The organism is Pseudomonas sp. HP_12 (assembly GCF_055283955.1).
The window spans coordinates 356208-380850 of sequence record NZ_JBTOQG010000001.1 but is presented as its reverse complement, the minus strand read 5'-3'; the positions used below and the strand labels follow the sequence as shown (position 1 = coordinate 380850).

Here is a 24643-nt window from a genome sequence, read left to right as displayed (position 1 = left end):
CCCTCAGCGGACCTGTGATGAGCCATGGATAAATTCAATGCGATGCGAGCTTTCACGCGTATCGTCGAGCTGGGCGGTTTCGCCAAAGCCGCCGACAGCCTGCACATGCCGCGCGCCTCGGTGACCATTCTTATCAAGCAACTGGAGGCGGAACTGGGCGTGCAACTGTTGATGCGCACCACGCGGCAGGTGACGCCAACGCCGGACGGTCAGGCCTATTACCACCGCTGCTTGAATGTGCTGAACGCGCTGGAAGCCGCCGAATCGGTATTCTCCTCGGTGGCCAAAGACCCGGAAGGGGTGCTGCGCGTCGACATGCCGTCTGGCATCGGTCGGCTGATCATCATGCCGCTGTTGCCGGAGTTCACCGAGCGTTACCCCCGGCTGGAGATGGAAGTGGGCATGAACGACCGCCCGGTGGACCTGATTCGGGAGGGCTACGATTGCGTGATTCGCGGTGGCCAGCCCCTCGATCATTCACTGGTGGCCCGGCCGCTCGCTCAGATGCGCCAAGTGGTGTGCGCCAGTCCGGGCTATCTGCAGCGAAGGGGCACACCGCAATCACTGGCCGATCTGCAGCATCACCAGATCATCGAATACTTTTCTTCGACCACCAACAAGCGCTACGGGCTGGAGTTCGTCATCGACGGCCGGACCCAGGCGCCGGACCTGCCCAAAGCCCTGGCGACCAACAGCGCCGATGGCTACCTCGCCGCGTGCAGCGCGGGTTACGGTCTGGTGCAGACGCCGTATTACCATGTTGCCGAATTATTGCGTCGTGGCGAGCTGATCGAAGTGCTGGGCGATGTCGAACAACCACTATTGCCTTTGACCGCGCTGTATCCGGCACACCGGCAGACCTCACGGCGGGTGAGGGTATTCGTCGACTGGGTGGTGGACGTGTGCTCGCGTCCGGGGCTGATGGACAAACCGGTAATGCACCGCGTTTCCTGACAACAAAATCGTTTCTGGCGGTAGGTTGCCGCGGTTTTTCATGGTTAACTTCCGCCTTCGCATGCCACTCAAACAAGGACTCAGCTCATGCCACAAGTGACTCGTAGAGGCTCCCCGGTACAGATCAGCGGCGAACTGCCGAAAGTCGGCAGCAAGGCGCCGGCCTTCAAACTGGTAGCGGGCGATCTGTCCGACGCCACGCTGGAAACCTTCGCCGGCAAGCGCAAGGTGCTGAACATTTTCCCGAGCGTCGACACACCGACCTGCGCCACCTCCATCCGCAAATTCAACGCCCAGGCCAACGAGCTGAACAACGCCGTCGTGCTGTGCATCTCCGCCGACCTGCCGTTCGCCCAGGCACGTTTCTGCGGCGCCGAAGATCTGCAAAACGTGAAGAACCTGTCGACCATGCGCGGCGCGGAGTTCATGCAGGACTACGGCGTTGCCATCGCCGACGGGCCGATGGTGGGGCTGACCACCCGTGCCGTGGTCGTGCTGGACGAAAACGACGTTGTGTTGCACAGCGAGCTGGTACCGGAGATCGGTCAGGAGCCGAACTACGACGCAGCACTGGCGGTATTGAAGTAAGCTCGCAGGCGGCTTATTGCCACCAGCGGGCGCGGTAACATCCCGCAACATACAAGCGGCCTGACTCCATCAGGCCGTTTTTATTGGTACATCAGCACCTTATCCAAAGTAAGCACCAGGTAAATTGCCGGTAAAGGCCCTTTGCCTGTCCGCTGTCTGTGCTTATTGTTCAGCCTCCCGAAGACGCTCACGCGCACACTGGTTGATTTATTCATGCAATCGTCTGCCCCCCGCAATTCCCGTCGCTGGCTGATAAGCCTGCTGGTTCTGTTGATCGTCGCTGGCCTGTGCTGGCGCTTCTGGCCGGGATCCGCGTCGCAACCGAACGGCACGGCGCAGAAAGGCGAGCAGGCCCAGGCCAGCGCAACCCGCGGCGGCAAGGCGGTGGCCAAACGGCCCGGGTTCGGCGGTTCGACCGTTCCGGTACCGGTGCGGGTGGCAGCAGCGACCACCGGTGATTTCCCCATCTATTACAAAGCCCTCGGCACCGTGACGGCGCTGAACACGATCAACGTGCGCAGCCGTGTGGCGGGCGAATTGATGAAGATCAATTTTCAGGAAGGCCAACAGGTCAAGGCCGGTGATCTGCTGGCGGTGATCGACCCGCGCAGCTATCAGATCGCCCTGCAGCAGGCCGAAGGCACGCTGATGCAGAATCAGGCGCTGCTCAAGAATGCTCAACTCGACGTACAGCGTTATCGGGGCCTGTACAAAGAGGACAGCATCGCCAAGCAAACCCTGGACACTGCCGAATCCCTGGTGGGCCAGTATCAGGGCACGATCAAGACCAATCAGGCGGCGGTGGGCGACGCCAAACTCAACCTGGAGTTCTCGCAGATTCGTGCGCCGATCTCGGGCCGCATCGGCCTGCGCCAGCTGGACGTCGGCAATCTGGTGGCGGCCAATGACACCAACCCGTTGGTGGTGATCACCCAGACCAAGCCGATCACGGTCAACTTCACGCTGCCGGAAAAAGACCTCGCCGAAGTACTCAGCCGTTATCGCAGCGGCGGCAAGCTGCCGGTGGAAGCGTGGGATCGCGGGGACCTTAAGCTGCAGGCCACGGGCGTGCTCGCCAGCATCGACAACCAGATCGACATCACCACCGGCACGCTGAAATTCAAGGCGCGCTTCGATAACGACAATGAAGCGCTGTTTCCCAATCAGTTCGTCAACGCGCGGCTGCTGGCCAACACGCTGAAAAACGTGGTGCTGGTGCCTTCGGCGGCGGTTCAGTTCGGGGTTAACGGCACCTTCGTGTACGTGATGGACGGCGACAAGACCGTGCGCATCCGCTCGCTTAAAACCGGTGCCAGCGACGAGACCTCCACAGTCATCACCGAAGGTCTGGTGGCCGGTGACCGCGTGGTGCTTGAGGGCACCGACCGCCTGAAAGACGGCAGCGCCGTGGACGTGGTCAATGACAGCAAGGACGTACCGGCCACGCCGGGGCAGCAGTTGCAGGGCAAGCCGTCCAAGGAGCCCGGTGAGTCTGCGGGTGCCGAGCCGGCGAAGAAAGGCGACGTATGAACCTGTCACGGCTGTTCATCCTCCGGCCGGTCGCCACCACGCTGAGCATGCTGGCCATCGTGCTGGCCGGTCTGATCGCGTACACGCTGCTGCCGGTATCGGCGCTGCCGCAAGTGGATTACCCGACCATCCGGGTGATGACGCTGTACCCGGGCGCCAGTCCGCAAGTGATGACCAGTGCCGTGACCGCGCCCCTTGAACGGCAGTTCGGGCAGATGCCGGGCTTGACGCAAATGGCCTCGACCAGCTCCGGCGGCGCCTCGGTCATCACCCTGCGTTTCAGCCTCGAGATCAACATGGACGTGGCCGAGCAGGAAGTGCAGGCGGCGATCAACGGCGCGACCAACCTGCTGCCCAACGACCTGCCGGCGCCCCCGACGTACAACAAGGTCAACCCGGCCGACACGCCGGTGCTGACCCTGGCAATCACCTCGAAGACCATGCTGCTGCCCAAACTCAATGATCTGGTCGACACGCGCATGGCGCAGAAGATCGCGCAGATCAGTGGAGTAGGCATGGTCACCATCGCCGGCGGTCAGCGTCAGGCGGTGCGGATCAAGGTCAACGCCGACGCGCTGGCGGCCAACGGTCTGAATCTGGCGGACGTGCGCACGCTGGTCAGCGCCTCCAACGTCAACACGCCCAAGGGTAATTTCGACGGCCCGACGCGGGTGTCGATGCTCGACGCCAATGACCAGCTCAAGTCCCCCGAGGAGTACGCCAACCTGATTCTGGCGTACAACAACGGCGGCCCGTTGCGACTCAAGGACGTCGCCGAGATCGTCGACGGCGCTGAAAACGATCGCCTCGCCGCCTGGGCCAATGAGAACCAGGCCGTGTTGCTGAACATCCAGCGTCAACCGGGCGCCAACGTCATCGACGTGGTCGATCGGATCAAGGCGCTGCTGCCCAGCATCACCGAGAACCTGCCCGCCGGACTGGAAGTCACCGTGCTCACCGACCGCACGCAGACCATCCGTGCCTCGGTCAGCGACGTGCAGCACGAGTTGCTGATTTCCATCGTGCTGGTGGTGCTGGTCACCTTTCTATTCCTGCGGCGCTTCAGCGCGACGATCATTCCCTCGGTGGCCGTGCCGCTGTCGCTCATCGGTACGTTTGGCGTGATGTACCTGGCCGGCTTCTCGGTCAACAACCTCACGTTGATGGCGATGACCATTGCCACCGGTTTCGTGGTCGACGATGCCATCGTCATGCTGGAGAACATTTCCCGGCACCTGGAGGAGGGCGAAACCCCCTTGCAGGCCGCGCTCAAAGGTGCGCGGCAGATCGGCTTCACGCTGATCTCGCTGACCATCTCGCTGATTGCCGTGCTGATTCCGTTGTTGTTCATGGCCGATGTGGTCGGGCGCCTGTTCCGCGAGTTCGCCATCACCCTGGCCGTGGCGATCCTGATTTCCCTCGTAGTGTCCTTGACGCTGACGCCGATGATGTGCGCGCGCTTGCTCAAGCGTGAGCCGAAGGAAGAAGAGCAGGGCCGTTTTTACCGCGCCAGCGGCGCGTGGATCGACTGGCTGGTGGCCGCCTACGGGCGCAAGTTGCAGTGGGTGCTCAAGCATCAGCCGCTGACCCTGCTGGTTGCCGTCGCTACCCTCGGGATTACGGTGTTGCTGTATCTGGCCGTGCCCAAAGGCTTTTTTCCGGTGCAGGACACCGGCGTCATTCAGGGCATTTCCGAAGCGCCGCAATCGGTGTCGTTCGCGTCCATGAGTCAGCGCCAACAGGCCCTGGCGAAAATCATCCTCAAGGATCCTGCAGTCGCCAGTCTGTCGTCCTACATCGGCGTCGACGGCGACAACGCGACCCTCAACAGCGGCCGCATGCTGATCAACCTCAAGTCCCACGGCGAGCGGGATGTCACCGCGTCCGAGGTGATCCAGCGCTTGCAGCCCGAGGTCGATCAGCTGTCGGACATTCGCCTGTTCATGCAGCCGGTGCAGGACCTGACCATCGAAGACCGGGTCAGTCGCACCCAGTACCAGTTCAGCATGTCCTCGCCGGACGCCGACCTGCTCAATCTGTGGAGCGGCAAACTGGTTGAGGCGCTGGTGCAGCGCCCGGAACTGACCGATGTCGCCAGCGACTTGCAGGACAAGGGTTTGCAAGTCTTTCTCAATATCGACCGCGATGCCGCCAGTCGGCTGGGCGTGACCGTCGCCAACATCACCGACGCGCTGTATGACGCGTTCGGCCAGCGGCAGATTTCCACCATCTACACCCAGGCCAGCCAGTACCGCGTGGTGCTGCAGGCGGATTCGCGCAGTGAACTGGGACCCGAAGCGCTGGAGCAGATTCACGTCAAGACCACCGACGGCGGGCAGGTCAAGCTGTCCAGTCTGGCCCGGGTCGAACAGCGTCAGGCGCAGCTTGCAATTGCCCATATCGGCCAGTTTCCGGCGGTGATGATGTCGTTCAACCTGGCGCCCGGTGTCGCGCTGGGCAAGGCCGTGGAAGTCATCGAGCAGGTGCAGAAAGACATCGGCATGCCGATCGGCGTGCAGACGGAATTCCAGGGCGCGGCCGAAGCGTTTCAGGCGTCGCTGTCCAGCACATTGCTGCTGGTGCTGGCGGCGGTGATCACCATGTACATCGTGCTTGGCGTGCTCTATGAGAGCTACATCCACCCGATCACCATCCTGTCGACCCTGCCGTCGGCGGCCATCGGTGCGCTGTTGGCGCTGCTCATCAGCGGCAATGACCTGGGCATGATTGCCATCATCGGCATCATCCTGCTGATCGGCATCGTCAAGAAGAACGCGATCATGATGATCGACTTCGCCCTCGACGCCGAACGCAACCGCGGCATCGACCCGCAGACCGCCATCTACGAAGCGGCACTCCTGCGCTTCCGCCCCATTCTCATGACCACTCTGGCGGCACTGTTCGGCGCCATTCCGCTGATGTTCGCCTCAGGCTCCGGCGCCGAACTGCGCCAGCCCCTGGGTCTGGTGATGGTCGGTGGCTTGCTGGTCAGCCAGGTCCTGACGCTGTTCACCACGCCGGTTATCTATTTGTACTTTGATCGGTTGGGGCGCAGGTTTCAGCGCAACGAGAAAACCGAGGTGGCGGTATGACCGGCAGCCACAAGCTTCAAGCGCCAAGCTACAAGAGTGGGGTTCGCCGCAGATTCACTTGCCGCTTGAAGCTTGCCGCCTGGAGCTCCCCCCCATGAACCTCTCCGGGCCCTTCATCAAACGCCCCGTAGCGACCATGCTCCTGAGTCTGGCGATCATGCTCCTGGGCGGGATGAGCTTCGGTTTGCTGCCGGTGTCGCCGCTGCCGAACATGGATTTTCCGGTGATCGTGGTCAGCGCGTCGTTACCTGGCGCCAGTCCGGAAATCATGGCGTCGAGCGTGGCGACGCCGCTGGAGCGCTCCCTCGGGGTGATTGCCGGGGTTAACACCATGAGCAGCCGTTCAAGTCAGGGCTCGACGCGGATCATTCTGCAGTTCGACATGGACCGCGACATCAACGGCGCGGCGCGGGAAGTGCAGGCGGCCATCAACGCCGCGCGCAACCTGCTGCCCAGCGGGATGCGCAGCATGCCGACCTACAAGAAGGTCAACCCGTCCCAGGCGCCGATCATGGTGCTGTCGCTGACCTCCGACGTGCTGGAGAAAGGCGAGCTGTACGACATGGCGTCGACGATCCTGTCCCAGAGCCTGTCCCAGGTGAACGGCGTCGGCGAGGTGCAGATCGGCGGCAGTTCGCTGCCCGCCGTGCGCGTGGAGCTGGAGCCCAAGCTGCTGTCCCAGTACGGCGTGTCGCTGGATGAAGTGCGCACGACCATCTCCAATTCCAACGTGCGCCGGCCAAAAGGCTCGGTGGAGAACAGCGAGCACAACTGGCAGGTGCAGGCCAACGACCAGCTGGAGAAGGCCAAGGATTACGAATCGCTGATCATCCATTACGCCAACGGCGCGGCGTTGCGTCTCAAGGATGTGGCCAAGGTCAAGGACTCGGTGGAAGACCGCTACAACAGCGGCTTCTTCAATGACAAAGCCGCGGTGCTGCTGGTGATCAACCGCCAGGCCGGCGCCAACATCATCGAAACCGTGGCGGCGATCAAGGCCCAATTGCCGGCGTTGCAGGCGGTGCTCCCGGCCAGCGTCAAGCTCGACCTGGCCATGGACCGCTCGCCGGTGATCAAGGCCACGCTGCACGAAGCGGAAATGACGCTGCTGATTGCCGTGGTGCTGGTGATTCTGGTGGTGTTCCTGTTCCTGGGGAATTTCCGCGCCTCGCTGATCCCGACCCTCGCGGTGCCGGTGTCGCTGGTCGGCACCTTCGCGATCATGTACCTGTACGGTTTCTCGCTGAACAACCTGTCGCTGATGGCGTTGATTCTCGCCACCGGGCTGGTGGTCGACGATGCCATCGTGGTGCTGGAAAACATCTCCCGGCACATCGACCAAGGCGTGCCGCCCATGGAAGCGGCTTACCTGGGCGCCAAGGAGGTGGGCTTCACCCTGCTGTCGATGAACGTCTCGCTGGTGGCGGTGTTTGTCTCGATCCTGTTTATGGGCGGGCTGGTGGAGAGCCTGTTCCGCGAGTTTTCCATCACCTTGTCGGTGTCCATCGTCGTTTCGCTGGTGGTCTCGCTGACCCTGACGCCGATGCTCTGCGCGCGCTGGCTCAAGCCCCACGTGCCGGGTACGGAAAATCGCTTGCAGCGCTGGAGCCAGCGGGTCAACGACCGCATGGTCGCCGGCTACGACCGCAGCCTGCGCTGGGTGCTGCGTCATCGGCGCCTGACCCTGCTGACGCTGCTGTTGACCATCGTCGGCAATATCGCTTTGTACGTCGTGGTACCAAAGACTTTTCTGCCGCAGCAGGACACCGGTCAGCTGATGGGTTTTGTGCGCGGCGACGACGGCCTGTCCTTCTCGGTGATGCAGCCGAAGATGGACACGTTCCGCTCGGCGATCCTCAAGGACCCGGCCGTGGAGAGCGTCGCGGGCTTCATCGGCGGCAACGGCGGCACCGGCAACGCGTTCATCATCGTGCGCCTGAAACCGATCAAGGAGCGCAACATCGGCGCCATGGAAGTGGTCGAGCGACTGCGCAAGGAAATGCCGCTGGTGCCGGGCGGGCGCCTGTTCCTGCAACCCGATCAGGACCTGCAACTGGGCGGCGGCCGCGAGCAGACCACTTCGCAATACCAGTACATCCTGCAAAGCGGCGACCTGGAAACCCTGCGCCTGTGGTACCCGAAGATCGTCGCCGCCCTCAAGTCGCTCAAGGAGCTGACCGCCATCGACGCCAACGACGGCGGCGGCACCCAGCAGGTGACATTGATCGTCGACCGCGATGCGGCCAAGCGTCTGGGCATCGACATGAACATGGTCACCACGGTGCTGAACAACGCCTACAGCCAGCGCCAGGTGTCGACCATCTATGACCCGCTGAACCAGTATCAGGTGGTCATGGAGGTCAACCCGAAATACGCCCTCGACCCGACCACCCTGGAGCAGGTCCAGGTGATCACGGCCGATGGCGCACGGGTGCCACTGTCGACCATCGCCCGTTACGAGCGCAGCCTGGAAGACGACCGGGTCAGCCACGACGGCCAGTTCGCCTCGGAAAACATCTCCTTCGACCTGGCCGATGGCGTCACCCTCGATCAGGCGAATGCGGCCATCGAGCGCGCCGTCGCGGCGGTGGGCCTGCCTGAGGACGTGATCGCCAAGATGGCCGGGACCTCCGACGCCTTTGCCGCCACCCAGAAGAGCCAGCCGTGGATGATCCTCGGCGCGTTGGTGGCGGTGTACTTGGTGCTTGGCATTCTCTACGAAAGCTACATTCACCCGCTGACCATCCTCTCGACGCTGCCCTCGGCCGGGGTCGGCGCGCTGCTGAGCATCTACCTCACCGGCGGGCAATTCAGCCTGATCTCGTTGTTGGGGCTGTTCCTGCTGATCGGCGTGGTGAAGAAGAACGCGATTCTGATGATCGACCTCGCCTTGCAGCTTGAGCGTCAGGGCGGCATGACCCCGGTGGAGTCGATTCGCAATGCCTGCCTGCAGCGTCTGCGGCCGATTCTGATGACCACGCTGGCGGCGATCCTCGGCGCCGTGCCGTTATTGCTGAGCAGTGCCGAAGGCGCGGAAATGCGTCGGCCGCTGGGCCTGACCATCATCGGCGGCCTGATCCTCAGTCAGATCCTCACGCTGTACACCACGCCCGTGGTTTACCTTTATCTCGACCGTCTGCGCCATCGTTTCAACACGTGGCGCGGTGTGCAGACGGATGCTGCCCTGGACACTCCGCTATGAGCGACTCGATGAAAGCCCCTGGCCCACAGCGGACGTTGCCGTTTCCCAGGACGTTCGGCGTCGCCCTTTGTGCGCTGCTGCTCAGTGCCTGTGCCGTCGGCCCGGATTACAAAACGCCTGAAATGCCGACCCCGGCGCACTTCAAACAGGCCGAAGGCTGGACCCAGGCCAACCCGAGTGATGCGATGGCCCGCGGCGCGTGGTGGGAAATCTACGGCGACGCCCAGCTCAACGCGCTGGTGGAGAAACTCAACACCTCCAACCAGACTGTGGCGCAGTACGAGGCTCAATACCGGCAGGCCGCCGCTCTGGTGCGCAGTGCGCGGGGCGCGTTCTTCCCGACGCTGGACCTGACCACCAGCAAGAACCGTTCGAGCCAGGGCACCGGCAGCAGCAGTTCGAGCCTGAGCAGTTCCAGCAGTGGCATTCGTGACACCTACAACGCGCAGCTGGGCGTCGGTTGGGAAGCCGACGTGTGGGGCAAACTGCGCCGCGGCCTGGAAGCCGACAAGGCCAGCGCCCAGGCGAGCCTCGCCGATCTGGCGTCGATGCGCCTGAGCCTGCAATCGCAACTGGTGCAGAGCTATCTGCAACTGCGGGTGATCGACGAGCAGAAGCGCTTGCTCGAAGCGACCGTTGACGCCTATCAGCGCTCGCTGACCATGACCCAGAACCAGTACCGCGCCGGGATTTCCGGCCGCGACGCTACCGCCCAGGCGCAGACGCAGCTCAAGAGCACCCAGGCTGACCTGATCGACCTGCAATGGCAGCGCGCCCAGTTCGAAAACGCGATCGCCGTGCTGATGGGCCAGGCGCCAGCGGATTTCAGCCTCGCGGCGACCACCTCGATTCCGGCGGTACCGCAGATCCCGGCGCAGCTGCCGTCACAGTTGCTTGAACGCCGCCCTGATATTGCCGCGGCCGAGCGTTCGGTCATGACTGCCAACGCCAATATCGGCGTGGCCAAGGCGGCCTATTACCCGGACCTGACCCTGAGCATGAGCGGCGGTTACAGCAGCAGCACCGTCAGCAACTGGATTTCCCTGCCTAATCGCTTCTGGTCGGTGGGCCCGCAACTGGCGATGACCCTGTTCGATGGCGGCCAGCGCGCTGCCGAAGTGGACCGCACCGAAGCGGTCTACGATCAGACCGTCGCCCAGTACCGCCAGACCGTGCTCGACGGCTTCAAGGAAGTCGAGGACTACATGGCCCAGCTGCGCGTCTATGAGGAGGAAGCCGGGGTGCGCGACGAGGCGCTGCAATCGGCGCGTGATTCTCTGCGTCTGACCAACAACCAGTACAAGGCCGGGCTGATTGGCTACCTGGACGTGGTCAACGTGCAGACCACCGCCCTGAGCAACGAACGCAGCGTGCTGAACGTACTGGAAAGCCGGTTGGTCGCCAGCGCCCAGTTGATTGCGGCATTGGGTGGCGGCTGGGACGCCGCGACCGGACTGAGACCGGGCGCGGAAGTTTCCGATCGTTGATTGCAGCTAAATAGCGATGTGCCATCTTTGCGACGGAGTGACGGGACTTTTACGGGAATTTCGGTACAATCGCCGCCGAATTGATCAGGGCTGAAAGGCCGCACTCCGTTGAGCCAAGGGCCAGCCCATGTTGATCGGCCATTACACCTATTCGCTGGTTTTGATTTCGTTTCTGGTCGCGATACTCGCGTCCTACACCACCCTTGATCTGGCCGGGCGCATCGCCTCGGCCAGTGGTCGGGCCCGCGGGCTGTGGATGGGGGGTGGTGCGCTGTCTATGGGCGTCGGCATCTGGTCGATGCACTTCATCGGCATGCTCGCGTTCAACCTGCCGATCCAGCTGGCGTACGACATCCCGCTGACGGTGCTCTCGCTGATCATCGCGATCTTTTCCTCAGGCTTCGCCCTGTGGCTGGTCAGTCACGACCGTGTGCCGCTGCCGCATCTCCTGTTTGGCGCCGTGGTCATGGGGCTTGGCACCAGCGCGATGCACTACACCGGCATGGCGGCGATGCGCATGCAGCCGGGCATTGACTATGACCCCACATTGTTTGGCCTTTCGCTGTTTATCGGCGTGACCGCCTCCGCCGTCGCACTGGCCATTGCCGTGCGTCTGCGCCGCCAGACACCTTACGTTCGGCTGGCCCGCGCTGGTGCGGCGGTGATCATGGGGTTCGCCATCCTCGGCATGCATTTCACCGGCATGAGCGCGGCGAACTTTCCCGAGGGCAGTTTCTGCGGCGCGACGCTCAACGGTCTGCACACCAACGGCCTGGACAAGCTGGTGCTGGTTACCAGTATGGCGGTGCTGGGCATCACACTGCTGACGTCCGTGCTCGATGCCCGCCTGGAAGCGCGTACCGCTCAGTTGTCGCTGTCGCTGAAAGAGGCCAACCGCGAGCTGACCCAACTGGCCCTGCACGACAACCTCACCGGGCTGCCCAACCGCATCCTGCTGGCGGATCGCATCGATCAGGCCATGCGCAAGGTCGACGCCCAGGGCGGCATGTTCGCCCTGATGTTTCTGGATCTGGACGGCTTCAAACCGGTGAACGACGCGTTCGGTCACCACGTCGGCGATCAACTGTTGCGCGCGGTGGCTGTGCGCATGCGGGAAAACTTCCATCGCCACGACACCCTGGCGCGCATCGGCGGCGACGAGTTCGTGCTGCTGGTTGAGCTCGACGATGGCGAAGAAGCGGTCAGCGTGGCCTCGCGTCAGGTTTCCCTGGTGAGCCAGCCGTTCAGCGTGCAGGAACATGATCTGCAGGTGACGGTGAGCATCGGCATCAGCCTGTACCCCGGCAACGGCCGCACCCAGCAGGAACTGCTGATGAACGCCGACGCCGCCATGTACCACGCCAAGAATGCCGGCAAGAACGGCTACAGCTTTTTCGATGCGTCGATGAACACCAACGCGCGCAATCAGCTGCAGCTGTTGCAGGACCTGCGCCTTGCGCTGCGTAAAGGGCAGTTCTGCCTGCATTACCAGCCGAAATTCTCCGCCGGCACCCAGGAGCCCATCGGCGCCGAAGCGCTGGTGCGCTGGAATCACCCGCAGCTCGGGTTGCTGATGCCGGACAAATTCATTGGCCTTGCCGAAAAAACCGGCCTGATCATTCCCATCGGCGAGTGGGTGCTGCACGAGGCCTGCCGGCAGATGAAGCGCTGGTACGACAGCGGCTTTACCCACTGGCGCATTGCGGTGAACCTGTCGGCGTTGCAGTTCAGCCATGTCGGGCTGGTCGACACCGTCGCGGACGCGCTGGCGACCCACGGTCTGCCGGCCAACTGCCTGACCCTGGAAATCACTGAAACCACTGCCATGAGCGACGCCGATGCGAGCATGACCGTGCTGCAGAAGCTCTCGGACATGCACGTCGACCTGTCCATCGACGACTTCGGCACCGGCTATTCCAGCCTTATGTACCTCAAGCGTCTGCCGGCCAACGAATTGAAGATCGACCGCGGTTTCGTCCGTGATCTGGAGCACGACAGCGACGACGCGGCCATTGTCTCGGCCATCGTTGCGCTGGGCCAGGCGCTGAACTTGCGCATCGTCGCCGAGGGTGTCGAGACCGCCAGCCAGCAGAATTTCCTCACGCGCCTGGGCTGCGACTCGCTGCAGGGTTACCTGCTGGGTTATCCACTGCCGGCCGAGCGGTTCATGGCAGACATCGAAGCCGCGCGGCGGCGTGTCAGCGAAATCACGGATTGAGTGTTAATGCCCACCCCACCTCCACGCATTGATCGAACGGGAACATTTATGGATAAAAATCTCCTCATCACCGGCGGCTCCCGGGGTATCGGGGCCGCCACGGCGGTTCTGGCAGCAGCGCAGGGTTATCGCGTGTGCATCAACTATCTGTCCGATCACGCCTCCGCCGAGCGGCTGTGCGGGCAGATTCGCGAGACGGGCGGTCATGCCATCGCGGTGCAGGCCGATGTCAGCAACGAAGACGAGATCATTCGTCTGTTTGCGCGGATCGATTCGGAGATGGGGCGGATCACCGCGCTGGTCAACAACGCCGGTACGGTGGGCGAGGCGTCGCGGCTGGACACCATGTCCGAGTTTCGGCTGCTGAAGATCATGATGAGCAACGTGGTCGGGCCGATGCTGTGCAGCAAGCAAGCACTGCTGCGCATGTTGCCCCGCCACGGCGGGCGCGGTGGCAGCATCGTCAATGTGTCGTCCGTCGCCGCACGGCTCGGATCACCCGGTGAGTACGTCGACTACGCGGCATCCAAAGGCGCGCTGGACACCTTCACCGTCGGGCTCGCCAAGGAGGTGGCGGGCGAGGGCGTGCGGGTCAATGCCGTGCGTCCCGGTTACATCTTCACCGACTTCCACGCCCTGAGCGGTGACCTCCATCGCGTCAGCAAGCTGGAACCGACCATCCCCATGGGCCGTGGCGGACTGGCCGATGAAGTGGCGGAAGCGATCCTGTGGCTGCTGTCCGACAAGGCCTCGTATTCGACGGGGTCGTTCATTGATCTGGGCGGCGGGCGCTGACGGCTCTGCAGCCATATCCAAGGCCGGCTAACCCATCATCGAGCGAATGATTTTCCCCAGCGTCTCCATCGCCCGTTCAGTCGTCTCACCCCACGGGCTGCCGTAGTTCAGGCGGATGAAGGGCTTGAATCGCCGCGTTGGCGAGAACATCGGGCCGGGGGCGATGCTGATGCCCTGGGCGAGGGCGGCCTGGAACACTTTCAGTGAATCGATTTGTTCCGGCAGCTCAACCCACAGGAAGTACCCGCCGGTGGGCTGGCTGACGCGGGTCTGCGCCGGAAAGTACCGGGCGATGGCGCCAAGCATCGCGCGCTGCTGATCTTCGAGGCTGTGGCGCAGCTTGCGCAGGTGGCGGTCGTAACCGCCGTGTTGCAGGTAATCGGCGATGGCAGCCTGGGCCGGCATCGAGGCGCACAGCGAGGTCATGATTTTCAGCCGCTCGACCTTCTGCGCGTAACGCCCGGCAGCCACCCAACCCACCCGATAACCGGGCGCCAGGCTCTTGGCGAAGGAGCCGCAATGCAGCACCAAGCCTTCGCTGTCAAACGCCTTCGCCGGCTTCGGCGCGTGCTGGCCGTAATACAACTCGGCGTAGACGTCATCCTCGATCAGCGGCACCTCGTGCTTGCGCAGCAATTCCACCAGTTCCCGTTTGCGCGCTTCAGGCACCGTCGCGCCGGTGGGATTCTGAAAACTGGTCATGCTCCAGCAGGCTCTGATCGGGTAGCGCTCGAGCGCCTGTTCAAGCACCGCCAGGTCAATGCCCTGTTGCGGGTGCACCGGAATTTCCACCGCCTTGAGCTTAAGCCGTTCGAGCACTTGCAGGCAGGCGTAGAACGCCGGCGCCTCGATGGCCACCAGATCGCCGGGCTCGGTCACCACTTGCAGGCACAGATTCAGCGCTTCGAGGGCGCCGTTGGTGATCAGCAGCTCGTCCATGGGCAGCATTTGCCCGGCGACCATGTACCGCAGCGCGATTTGCCGGCGCAGCGCAGGATTGCCGGGCGACAGGTCGCTGACCACCATGCGCGGGTCCATGTCGCGGGTGGCGCTGGCGAGGGAACGGGCTAGGCGCTGCAACGGGAACAGCCCGGCGCTGGGGAAGGCGGAGCCGAAGGGTACGGTGTTGGGGTCCTTGATGGATTCGAGAACCGAGAACACCAGATCGCTGACGTCGACTTCGGTGGACTCGCTCACCTGTGGCGCCGGGCGCGCATCGTGTTCTGAAACCTCACCGCCCAAGCCTTGCAGGCGGACACTGTCGTTGACGAAGTAGCCGGAGCGCGGGCGTGCCCGGATCAGGCCTCGACGTTCCAGCAAGTAGTACGCCTGGAACACCGTAGACGGGCTGATGCCGTGGGTCTGGCTGGCGTAGCGCACCGAAGGCACCCGTTGCCCTGCAGCCAGGACCCCAGACCGGATCAGCTCGGCAATGTCGTCGGCAAACTTTTCATAGCGCTTCATGGCGGACTCGTGCTGAGTGGCTTCTGGGGTGCAGCCGCCATACACATGCGACTGCGGCAGGGCGGAGGACCCGGCTGCAGGACCGGAATATGCCCTCGGCCGGCGGATTAGTACAGATGCAGATCGGCTGACAACCACCGGATCAGGCGTATCTCTTCGGTATCCACCTCCCGCACTCTCGCCCCGCGCTGCGGTCCATACCGCACTGACGTTAACCGAAGGGAATGCACTGATGAATGCCTGGTGGGAAGAAGTGGTGGACACACTGCAGGCCGAGTTCTCTGATATCACCGATGCCGGGCAGATCACCCGCGTGATCATACGCCTGGTCATCGCGGCGCTGCTGGGCGGGATTCTGGGTTTCGAGCGGGAACACAAGGGCAAGGCGGCCGGCGTTCGAACGCACATGCTGGTGTGCATGGGGGCCGCGCTGTTTGTGCTGGTGCCGCGCATGGCCGGTGCCGACGATGCTGCTTTGAGCCGGGTGGTGCAGGGCATTGTGGCGGGGATCGGCTTTCTCGGCGCCGGGACCATCCTCAAGGGCGATGCGCTCAATGCGACTCAGGTGAAAGGCCTGACCACGGCGGCCGGTTTGTGGATGACCGCGGCCATTGGTATTGCGGCCGGGATGGGCAGGGAGATGACGGCAGTCTTGAGTACGGTGCTGGCACTGGGCATCTTCAGCCTGATGCCTATGATCGTCAGGCGGGTTGAGTCGGCGGAAGAACGTGCACACGACCCTGCCCGCAGGACGGGTGGCGATGCACAGGAGCCTTAGTCCGGCGGTTATTCAGGGGTATTGAGGGTGTGACGCTCGATTAATATTGAGACCGGCTTTGGCCGGGAGGAAGCCAGTTGGCGCACCCTCAACATTGCGGCTAGCCATCTAGAAGCTTCCCGGCTAAAGCCGGTCCCACAAGACCGCGGTGGGTCAAGGAATTACTCAGGAAACGTGTCATCCAGAATGGCCGGGGGCTCGCCACTTGGCGGGTCACCCACCGGCGGTTCGATCACCGGAGGCATCAGCGGGGAAGGTGGCTCCTCGGGCTTGGGCACCGGCAGCTCGGGGTCGTCGATGTTCGGATCAGGCGTTTCTGCGGGAACGGGAATGCTCATGATCTTCGCTTCCTTGGGTTCGTCGAGAGAGGCGTGTCAGGTGACGTTGCAGCACACCCGCCAGCACGCACACATGTCGACCGCGGCGCCCTGGCAATGATTCACTCAATCCGCCTGGATACCCCGTTACGCCGGAGCCCCCGGCCTGCCATTATCCCTGGGGTGACTTGATCAAACGTCATGCAAGCTGTTTGAACTTTTGCCCGCGGCTGGCGTTCGGAACCTATGCTGCCACGTCCGGATGCGTTGATCCCGTGGCTCTCTCTTATGTTATGGACAAAGACGCTGAAGCAATGGGCGCCCCACGGTGGGCGTCCCTGGGCGTGAGGAGTGATGCTCGATGAATGATACTGCTGATCAGCCGTACGGCCCGGATTCCCTGGCCAACGATGTTCTCCACTCTATCCACCCTATCCCCCTGACCCAAGCCTTGCAGCTGCCGCGGATCGTGATCGAGGACACCCAGCCGGTGATCGATAACGGTCAGCTGGCGGCCAAGGCCGTTGTCGGTCAGCCGGTCACGGTCACCAGCAAAATCTACGCGGACGGCCACGACAAGATGGCCGTACGTATCGTCTACCGGGCCATCGACGACGAAGAATGGCAATCGGTGCCCATGCGCGAGCTGGGCAATGACAGCTGGATCGGCGAATTCACCCCGCCGACCTTCACCCGCTACGTCTATCGCCTTGAAGCCTGGATCGATCAGTTCGGCAGCTACCGCTACGAGCTGGAGAAGAAATACGCCGCCGGTGTGACCATTGATCTGGAGCTGGAAGAAGGACGCCTGCACCTGGTGCACGCCGCCGAGCGCAGCAAGCTGGAAGTACGTGGGCAACTCGACACGTTGATCACGCGCTTCGGCGAGGCCACGGAAAACGAGGCCAAGGTGGCGCTGCTGCTGAGCAGTGACACCGCCAGCGTCATGGCCAAGGCCGACAACCACGCGTTCCTCAGCCGCAGCCTGGAATTCCCGCTGGACGTCGAACGTGAGCTGGCTCAGTTCGCCAGTTGGTACGAACTGTTTCCACGTTCGATCACAGACGACAAAAAGCGTCACGGCACCTTCAAGGACGTCCACTCGCGCCTGCCGATGATCCGCGACATGGGCTTCGACGTTCTGTACTTCCCGCCGATCCACCCGATCGGTCGCGCTCACCGCAAAGGCCCGAACAACTCCCTCACCGCAGGGCCAGATGATGTGGGCAGCCCGTACGCCATCGGCAGCGAGGACGGAGGCCACGACGCTATCCACCCGCAACTGGGTACCCGCGAGGACTTCCGCGAGCTGGTCGCCGCGGCAGCCGAGCATGGCCTGGAAATCGCCCTCGATTTCGCCATCCAGTGCTCCCAGGACCACCTGTGGCTCAAGGAACACCCGGGCTGGTTCTCGTGGCGTCCGGACGGCACCATCCGTTACGCGGAAAACCCGCCGAAGAAATATCAAGACATCGTCAACGTCGATTTCTATGCGCCGGACGCGATTCCGGGCCTGTGGACCGAGCTGCGTGACGTGATCCTCGGCTGGGTGAAGGAGGGCGTGAAGATCTTCCGCGTCGACAACCCGCACACCAAGCCGCTGCCGTTCTGGCAGTGGATGATTGCCGACGTGCGCAGCAAGCACCCGGAAGTCATGTTCCTCGCCGAGGCGTTCACCAAGCCGGCGATGATGGCGCGCCTGGGCAAGGTCGGTTATTCCCAGAGCTACACCTATTTCACCTGGCGCAACACCAAGGCCGAGTTGAGCGAGTACTTCACTCAGCTCAACGAGTCGCCATGGCGCGAGTGCTACCGCCCGAATTTCTTCGTCAACACGCCGGACATCAACCCGCCGTTCCTGCATGACTCGGGTCGTCCGGGCTTCCTCATCCGTGCGGCGCTGGCGACCATGGGGTCGGGTCTGTGGGGCATGTATTCGGGCTTCGAGCTGTGTGAATCGGCGCCGGTACCGGGCAAAGAGGAATACCTGGACTCGGAGAAGTACGAGATCCGTCCCCGCGATTTCACCGCGCCCGGCAACATCATTGCCGAAATCGCCCAGCTCAACCGCATCCGTCGGCAGAACCCGGCGTTGCAGACGCACCTGGGCCTGAAGATCTACGCCGCGTACAACGACAACATCCTGTACTTCGGCAAGCGCACGGCGGATGGCAGCAATTTCATTCTGGTCGCCGTGAACCTCGATCCGCGCAACGTGCAGGAAGCGACGTTCGAGCTGCCGCTGTGGGAAATGGGCCTGCCGGACGATGCCGCCACCCTGGGCGAAGACTTGATGACCGGGCATTCCTGGACCTGGTATGGCAAGTACCAGTTCATGCGCCTGGACCCTTCGTACCAGCCGTTCGGTATCTGGCGCATCAAAGCCACAAACCAATAATTCAAAGGATGTGGTCATGGCAAAGAAACCCCGCAACGCTGCCTTTATCGAAGACCCGCTCTGGTACAAGGATGCGGTGATTTACCAGGTCCACGTGAAGTCGTTTTTCGATTCCAACGACGATGGCATCGGTGACTTCCCCGGCCTGATCGCCAAGCTCGACTACATTGCCCAGCTGGGCGTCAACACCATCTGGCTGCTGCCGTTCTACCCGTCGCCACGCCGCGACGATGGTTACGACATCTCCGAGTACCGTGGCGTGCACAGCGACTACGGCACCATGGCGGATGCGAAGAAGTTCATCGCCGAGGCGCACAACCGTGGCCTGCGGGTGATCACCGAACTGGTCATCAACCACACTTCGGACCAGCACGCGTGGTTCCAGCGCGCGCGGCATGCCAAGAAGGGCTCCAAGGCGCGGGATTTCTACGTCTGGTCCGATGACCCGCAGAAATACGACGGCACCCGGATCATCTTTCTCGACACCGAGAAGTCCAACTGGACCTGGGATCCGGTGGCCGAGCAGTACTTCTGGCACCGTTTCTATTCCCACCAGCCGGACCTCAACTTCGACAATCCGCAGGTCATGAAGGCGGTGATCGAGGTGATGCGCTACTGGCTGGACATGGGCATCGACGGCCTGCGTCTGGACGCGATCCCGTACCTGATCGAGCGTGACGGCACCAACAATGAAAACCTGCCGGAGACCCATCAGGTCCTCAAGCAGATCCGTGCCGAAATCGACGCCAACTATCCCGACCGCATGCTGCTGGCCGAAGCCAACCAGTGGCCCGAAGACACCCAGCTGTACTTCGGTGACCGCAAGGGCAAGGACGGCGACGAATGCCACATGGCATTTCACTTCCCGCTGATGCCGCGCATGTACATGGCGGTGGCTCAGGAAGACCGTTTCCCGATTACCGATATTCTGCGCCAGACCCCGGAAATCCCGGAGAACTGCCAGTGGGCTATCTTCCTGCGTAACCACGATGAACTGACGCTGGAAATGGTCACCGACCGCGAGCGTGATTACCTGTGGAATTACTACGCCTCGGACCGTCGCGCGCGGATCAACCTGGGCATCCGTCGTCGCCTGGCGCCGTTGCTGGAGCGTGACCGTCGTCGCGTTGAACTGCTCAACAGCATGTTGCTGTCCATGCCCGGCACGCCGACCCTGTACTACGGCGACGAAATCGGCATGGGCGACAACATCTATCTCGGCGACCGCGACGGTGTGCGCACGCCGATGCAATGGTCGATCGACCGCAACGGCGGCTTTTCCCGCGCCAACCCGGCGAGCCTGGTGCTGCCACCGATCATGGACCCGCTGTACGGTTACCAGTCGGTCAACGTCGAAGCGCAGGATCACGATCCGCACTCGCTGCTGAACTGGACCCGGCGCATGCTCGCCGTGCGCCGACAGCAGAAAGCCTTCGGCCGCGGCACCCTGAAAATGCTCTCGCCGAGCAACCGCCGCATCCTGGCCTACACCCGCGAGTACACCGGGCCGGACGGCAAGACCGAAATCATCCTTTGCGTCGCCAACGTCTCGGCCGCCTCCCAGGCCGCCGAGCTTGAACTGGCGCCATACGCCGGGACCGTTCCCGTCGAGATGCTCGGTGGCAGCGCCTTTCCACCTATTGGCCAGCTCAATTACCTGCTGACGTTGCCGCCGTACGGCTTCTACTGGTTCTTGCTGGCCGCGGAGAATCAAATGCCCAGCTGGCACGTTGAACCGGCTCAGAGCATGCCGGACTTCCCGACCCTGGTGCTCAAGCAGCGCCTGGAAGAATTGCTCGAAGAACCCCTGCGCCAGACCATGGAGCAGCAGTCGCTGTCGGTCTATCTGCCGAAACGCCGCTGGTTCGCCGGCAAAGGCACGGCGATCGACAGCATTCACATCGCCTACGCCGTGCGCTTCGGCTCCACGGTGCGGCCGGCGTTGCTGAGCGAAATCGAAGTCACCTCCGGTGGCGAAACGGTGCGCTACCAGTTGCCGTTCGGCCTGTTGCCGGAAGACGACATCAGCAGCGCCTTGCCGCAACAGCTGGCCCTGTCCCGCGTGCGTCGTGGCCGTCAGGTCGGCTTGATCACCGATGCATTCACCCTCGAGCCGTTCATTCGCAACGTCATCAAAGGCATGCAGGACAACACCGTGCTGGCGACGCCGGACGGTGAGCTGCAGTTCCAGAGCACGTCGCAACTGGCGCCGCTGGGCCTGAACGAAGACGCCGAGGTGCGTTACCTCTCGGCCGAGCAGTCCAACAGCTCGGTGGTGGTCGGCAAGAAGCTGGTGCTGAAAATGATTCGCCGTGTCGCGGCCGGTACTCACCCCGAGCTGGAAATGGGTGCGTACCTCACCGAAGCCGGCTACCCGCACATCTCGCCGCTGTTGGGCGCAGTCGTGCGCGTCGACGGGCAGGGCGAGAAAAACCTGCTGATGATCGCCCAGGGTTACCTGAGTAACCAGGGCGATGCGTGGGAATGGACGCAGAACAACCTCGAACGCGCGGTGCGTGATCATATGGCCCACGGTCAGTCGGCGCTGGAGCAGCAAGCCAACGCGCTGATCGAGCTGAAAGACTTCGCCGGGCTGTTGGGCCAGCGTCTGGGCGAGATGCACGTGATCCTCGGCGCCCCGACGGATAACCCGGACTTCAAGACCGAAGTCACCAGCGTCAAGGACAGCGAGGCCTCGGCGAAGAGCGTGTCGGCGCAGATCGAGCGCGCCTTGCAGCTGCTTCAACAGCACCGCGACTCCCTCGAGGCCCAGGATCAGCAGCTCATCACTGAACTGCTGGGCAAACGCAAAGCGCTGCTGGCCCAAGTGAAGACCCTGGCCAAGCAGTCCGTTGGCGGCCTGAGAATGCGCGTGCACGGCGACCTGCACCTCGGCCAGATGCTGGTGGTGAAGGGCGATGCCTACCTGATCGACTTCGAAGGCGAGCCCGCGCGTCCGCTGCAGGAACGTCGGGCCAAATACAGCCCGTTCAAAGATGTCAGCGGCGTACTGCGCTCGTTCGACTACGCTGCGGCGATGGCCCTGCGCAACGCGCAAAGTGCCGACACGTCGGTGCAGGCTGAAACCGCCCGCCAGCAAGTGGCCGAGACGTATTTGAAGCAGGCGCGCGAGGCCTTCCTCGACGGCTATCGCAAGGCCACCGTCGAAGTGGGTCACGACTGGAAAGATGCCAAGGGTGAAGCGGCCGCGCTGGCGCTGTTCACTCTGGAAAAAGCCGCTTATGAAGTGGCCTACGAGGCCGAGAATCGGCCGACATGGTTGTCGGTTCCGCTTCAAGGCTTGCGCGGGCTTCTCGACCTGTCTGATGGAGAATGAAAATGAGTGCCTCTGACCAATTCGGTAACGGCAACCACGCAATATTGCCCAGCGCCGTCGACCTGGACGCGCTGATCCGCGCGGAGCACCGCGACCCGTTCTCGATGCTTGGCCCCCACAGCGATGGCGCTGAAGGCCAGGTGATCCGCGCCTATCTGCCCAATGCCCTGGCCGTGCGCGTGCTCTCGCGCGACGGCGAACGTGACCTCGGCGAGCTGAGCATGACCGACAAGCCGGGCTTTTTTGCCGGCCACTTTGCGGTTCGCGAACCCTATTTGCTGAAAATCTCCTGGGCCACCGGCGAGCAAATCACCGAAGACCCTTATAGCTTCGGCGAGCAGTTGGGCGAGATGGACTTGTACCTCTTCGCCGAGGGCAACCACCGCGACCTGAGCAGCGCTCTGGGCGCACAGGTCAAGAATGTCGATGGCGTCGACGGCGTGCGTTTCTCGGTGTGGGCACCGAATGCCCGCCGAGTGTCCGTGGTGGGCGATTTCAACAGCTGGGATGGCCGTCGTCACCCGATGCGCCTGCGTCACCCGACTGGCGTGTGGGAAATTTTCATCCCGCGCATCGGGCCGGGCGAAGCGTACAAGTACGAGATCCTCGGTCAGCACGGCGTTCTGCCGCTGAAAGCTGACCCGATGGCCCTGGCCACCCAGCTGCCGCCGGCAACCGCGTCGAAAGTCGCTGCACCGCTGACGTTCGAGTGGCAGGACCACGACTGGATGCAGTCCCGGGGTGAAAAGCACGACATTCATCAGCCGCTGTCGATCTACGAGCTGCATGCCGGCTCGTGGCAGTGGCACCACGGCGGCGATGACGAGCCGGATCGCCCGTACGACTGGCGCGAGCTGGCTGAAAACCTGATTCCTTACATCAAGGACCTGGGTTTCACCCACATCGAATTGATGCCGATCATGGAGCACCCGTTCGGCGGCTCATGGGGTTATCAGGTGTTGTCGCAGTTCGCACCGAGCGCGCGCTACGGCACGCCGGAAGACTTCGCCGCCTTCGTGGATGCCTGCCACCGTAACGACATCGGCGTGATTCTTGATTGGGTGCCGGCACACTTTCCGACCGATGCACACGGTCTGGCTCAGTTCGACGGGACTGCACTGTACGAATACGCCAACCCCCATGAAGGTTTCCATCAGGACTGGAACACCCTGATCTACAACCTGGGTCGTACCGAAGTCCACGGTTTCATGATTGCCTCCGGTATTCATTGGCTGAAGAACTTCCACGTCGATGCGTTGCGCGTGGATGCGGTGGCGTCAATGCTGTATCGCGACTACTCCCGCAACGCCGGAGAATGGGTCCCGAACCGTTACGGCGGCCGCGAAAACCTGGAAGCCATCGACTTCCTGCGCCACCTTAACGACGTGGTTGCGATTGAAGCACCGGGCGCGCTGGTCATTGCCGAGGAATCGACGTCCTGGCCGGGCGTTTCGCAGCCCACCCAACAGGGCGGTCTGGGTTTCTCGTACAAGTGGAACATGGGCTGGATGCACGACACGCTCAAGTACATCGAGCAGGACCCGATCCATCGCCAGCATCACCATTCTCAGCTGAGTTTTGGTCTGGTCTATGCCTGGTCCGAGCGGTTCGTGCTGCCGATTTCCCACGATGAAGTGGTGCACGGCAAGCATTCTCTTATCGACAAGATGCCTGGCGACCGCTGGCAGAAATTTGCCAACCTGCGCGCGTACCTGTCGTTCATGTGGACCCACCCGGGTAAGAAGCTGCTGTTCATGGGCTGCGAGTTTGCCCAGTGGCGCGAGTGGAACCACGACACCGAACTGGACTGGCATTTCCTGCAGTACGCCGAGCACAAGGGCGTGCACACGCTGGTCAGCGACCTGAACCGGCTGTACCGGACGGAAAAGGCGTTGTACGAGCAGGACTGCCAGCCACAGGGTTTCCAGTGGGTAATCGGTGACGACGCCGGTAACAGCGTCTATGCCTACCTGCGCTGGAGCAAGGAGGGCGAGCCGTTGCTGGTGGTCGCCAACCTGACACCGGTGCCGCGCGAAGGCTATCGTGTCGGCGTGCCCTTCAGCGGCAAGTGGGCCGAGCTGTTCAACAGCGACGCGGGGGTCTATGCCGGTTCCAACTTCGGCAACGGCGGCGGCGTGCGCACCGACGACATCAAGAGCCATGGCCAGGCGTTCTCGCTGCCCTTGAATCTGCCACCGCTGGGTGTGGTGATCCTGAAGCCGACCGTGGAGCAGCTGCAGCAGGAGGGTTGATTTCCTCCGCCACACTGTTGTGAACCTGTGGGAGCGGGCGTGCTCGCGAATAGCTTTCTATCAGTCGACCTGATCGCCTGATGAAGCATTCGCCAGCGGGCTCGCTCCCACAGTCGTTTCTGCCCTGCCGACAAAGGTTGTGGGACCTTTCCCGGACGAATGTCATCCCTCGCCACTGAACCTGACATCTTTTGAATGGTCTGTTGACCACTGCGCGCGCAGTACGCTGGG

At 62.7% G+C, this 24643-nt stretch carries 14 protein-coding genes; 12 read left to right on the top strand and 2 right to left on the bottom strand.

From position 1 onward, the window contains the following. The first annotated feature begins 24 nt into the window (after positions 1–24). From ACYASU_RS01630 to ACYASU_RS01595, 8 genes are all read left to right on the top strand, one after another. The gene (locus ACYASU_RS01630) at positions 25–954 is read left to right on the top strand and encodes a LysR family transcriptional regulator (RefSeq protein WP_463581721.1); all 930 of its coding nucleotides are present in this window, start codon (positions 25–27) and stop codon (positions 952–954) included. An 87-nt stretch (positions 955–1041) separates the two neighbouring features. Further along, a complete protein-coding gene (gene tpx, locus ACYASU_RS01625) occupies positions 1042–1542 on the top strand; it encodes a thiol peroxidase (protein WP_463581720.1) in 501 nt (166 codons plus the stop codon). A 198-nt stretch (positions 1543–1740) separates the two neighbouring features. Then, on the top strand, positions 1741–3072 hold the full coding sequence (locus ACYASU_RS01620) for an MdtA/MuxA family multidrug efflux RND transporter periplasmic adaptor subunit (protein ID WP_463581829.1): 1332 nt from the start codon (positions 1741–1743) through the stop codon (positions 3070–3072). Continuing rightward, positions 3069–6164, top strand: coding sequence for an MdtB/MuxB family multidrug efflux RND transporter permease subunit (locus tag ACYASU_RS01615; RefSeq protein ID WP_346625992.1), 3096 nt, complete (start codon positions 3069–3071; stop codon positions 6162–6164). The genes ACYASU_RS01620 and ACYASU_RS01615 overlap by 4 nt, the downstream gene beginning before the upstream one ends. A 94-nt stretch (positions 6165–6258) precedes the next feature. Continuing rightward, a complete protein-coding gene (locus ACYASU_RS01610) occupies positions 6259–9366 on the top strand; it encodes an efflux RND transporter permease subunit (protein ID WP_346630386.1) in 3108 nt (1035 codons plus the stop codon). 8 nt (positions 9367–9374) lie between these two features. Then, positions 9375–10853 carry an efflux transporter outer membrane subunit gene (locus ACYASU_RS01605; protein ID WP_463581719.1) on the top strand — a complete coding sequence of 493 codons (1479 nt, stop codon included), beginning with the start codon at positions 9375–9377 and terminating at the stop codon, positions 10851–10853. 127 nt (positions 10854–10980) lie between these two features. Next, positions 10981–13071: a putative bifunctional diguanylate cyclase/phosphodiesterase gene (locus tag ACYASU_RS01600; RefSeq protein WP_463581718.1), complete on the top strand. Its 2091-nt coding sequence runs from the start codon at positions 10981–10983 to the stop codon at positions 13069–13071. A gap of 48 nt (positions 13072–13119) precedes the next feature. Next, on the top strand, positions 13120–13866 hold the full coding sequence (locus ACYASU_RS01595) for an SDR family oxidoreductase (RefSeq protein ID WP_463581717.1): 747 nt from the start codon (positions 13120–13122) through the stop codon (positions 13864–13866). Positions 13867–13893: 27 nt separating this feature from the next. Here ACYASU_RS01595 and mapR read toward each other — a convergent pair whose 3' ends face one another. Beyond that, entirely contained in the window at positions 13894–15330 is a 1437-nt protein-coding gene (gene mapR, locus ACYASU_RS01590; RefSeq protein ID WP_463581716.1) for a GntR family transcriptional regulator MpaR, read from the bottom strand. 232 nt (positions 15331–15562) lie between these two features. On the opposite strand from mapR, the gene ACYASU_RS01585 reads away from it, so the two are divergent. Next, positions 15563–16108, top strand: a complete 546-nt coding sequence (locus ACYASU_RS01585) for an MgtC/SapB family protein (protein ID WP_463581715.1) — start codon at positions 15563–15565, stop codon at positions 16106–16108. A gap of 161 nt (positions 16109–16269) precedes the next feature. Here ACYASU_RS01585 and ACYASU_RS01580 read toward each other — a convergent pair whose 3' ends face one another. After that, on the bottom strand, positions 16270–16446 hold the full coding sequence (locus ACYASU_RS01580; protein WP_163022162.1) for a hypothetical protein: 177 nt from the start codon (positions 16444–16446) through the stop codon (positions 16270–16272). A gap of 340 nt (positions 16447–16786) precedes the next feature. Here ACYASU_RS01580 and ACYASU_RS01575 point away from each other — a divergent pair, with 340 nt between their 5' ends. The 3 genes from ACYASU_RS01575 to glgB are packed head-to-tail and all read left to right on the top strand — an operon-like array spanning position 16787 to position 24412. Continuing rightward, positions 16787–18823 carry an alpha-1,4-glucan--maltose-1-phosphate maltosyltransferase gene (locus ACYASU_RS01575; protein ID WP_463581714.1) on the top strand — a complete coding sequence of 679 codons (2037 nt, stop codon included), beginning with the start codon at positions 16787–16789 and terminating at the stop codon, positions 18821–18823. A 16-nt stretch (positions 18824–18839) separates the two neighbouring features. Continuing rightward, positions 18840–22160, top strand: a complete 3321-nt coding sequence (gene treS, locus ACYASU_RS01570) for a maltose alpha-D-glucosyltransferase (protein ID WP_463581713.1) — start codon at positions 18840–18842, stop codon at positions 22158–22160. Positions 22161–22162: 2 nt separating this feature from the next. Continuing rightward, complete coding sequence (glgB, locus tag ACYASU_RS01565; RefSeq protein ID WP_463581712.1) at positions 22163–24412, top strand: 1,4-alpha-glucan branching protein GlgB; 2250 nt, start codon at positions 22163–22165, stop codon at positions 24410–24412. Positions 24413–24643 lie beyond the last annotated feature (231 nt).

Bases quoted from the DNA above. Each gene is read 5' to 3' on its own strand.
- glgB (WP_463581712.1), top strand. From the start codon at position 22,163: ATGAGTGCCTCTGACCAATTCGGTAACGGCAACCACGCAATATTGCCC.
- ACYASU_RS01630 (WP_463581721.1), top strand. From the start codon at position 25: ATGGATAAATTCAATGCGATGCGAGCTTTCACGCGTATCGTCGAGCTG.
- ACYASU_RS01575 (WP_463581714.1), top strand. From the start codon at position 16,787: ATGAATGATACTGCTGATCAGCCGTACGGCCCGGATTCCCTGGCCAAC.
- ACYASU_RS01585 (WP_463581715.1), top strand. From the start codon at position 15,563: ATGAATGCCTGGTGGGAAGAAGTGGTGGACACACTGCAGGCCGAGTTC.
- mapR (WP_463581716.1), bottom strand. From the start codon at position 15,330: ATGAAGCGCTATGAAAAGTTTGCCGACGACATTGCCGAGCTGATCCGG.
- ACYASU_RS01605 (WP_463581719.1), top strand. From the start codon at position 9,375: ATGAAAGCCCCTGGCCCACAGCGGACGTTGCCGTTTCCCAGGACGTTC.
- ACYASU_RS01610 (WP_346630386.1), top strand. From the start codon at position 6,259: ATGAACCTCTCCGGGCCCTTCATCAAACGCCCCGTAGCGACCATGCTC.
- treS (WP_463581713.1), top strand. From the start codon at position 18,840: ATGGCAAAGAAACCCCGCAACGCTGCCTTTATCGAAGACCCGCTCTGG.
- tpx (WP_463581720.1), top strand. From the start codon at position 1,042: ATGCCACAAGTGACTCGTAGAGGCTCCCCGGTACAGATCAGCGGCGAA.
- ACYASU_RS01595 (WP_463581717.1), top strand. From the start codon at position 13,120: ATGGATAAAAATCTCCTCATCACCGGCGGCTCCCGGGGTATCGGGGCC.
- ACYASU_RS01600 (WP_463581718.1), top strand. From the start codon at position 10,981: ATGTTGATCGGCCATTACACCTATTCGCTGGTTTTGATTTCGTTTCTG.
- ACYASU_RS01615 (WP_346625992.1), top strand. From the start codon at position 3,069: ATGAACCTGTCACGGCTGTTCATCCTCCGGCCGGTCGCCACCACGCTG.
- ACYASU_RS01580 (WP_163022162.1), bottom strand. From the start codon at position 16,446: ATGAGCATTCCCGTTCCCGCAGAAACGCCTGATCCGAACATCGACGAC.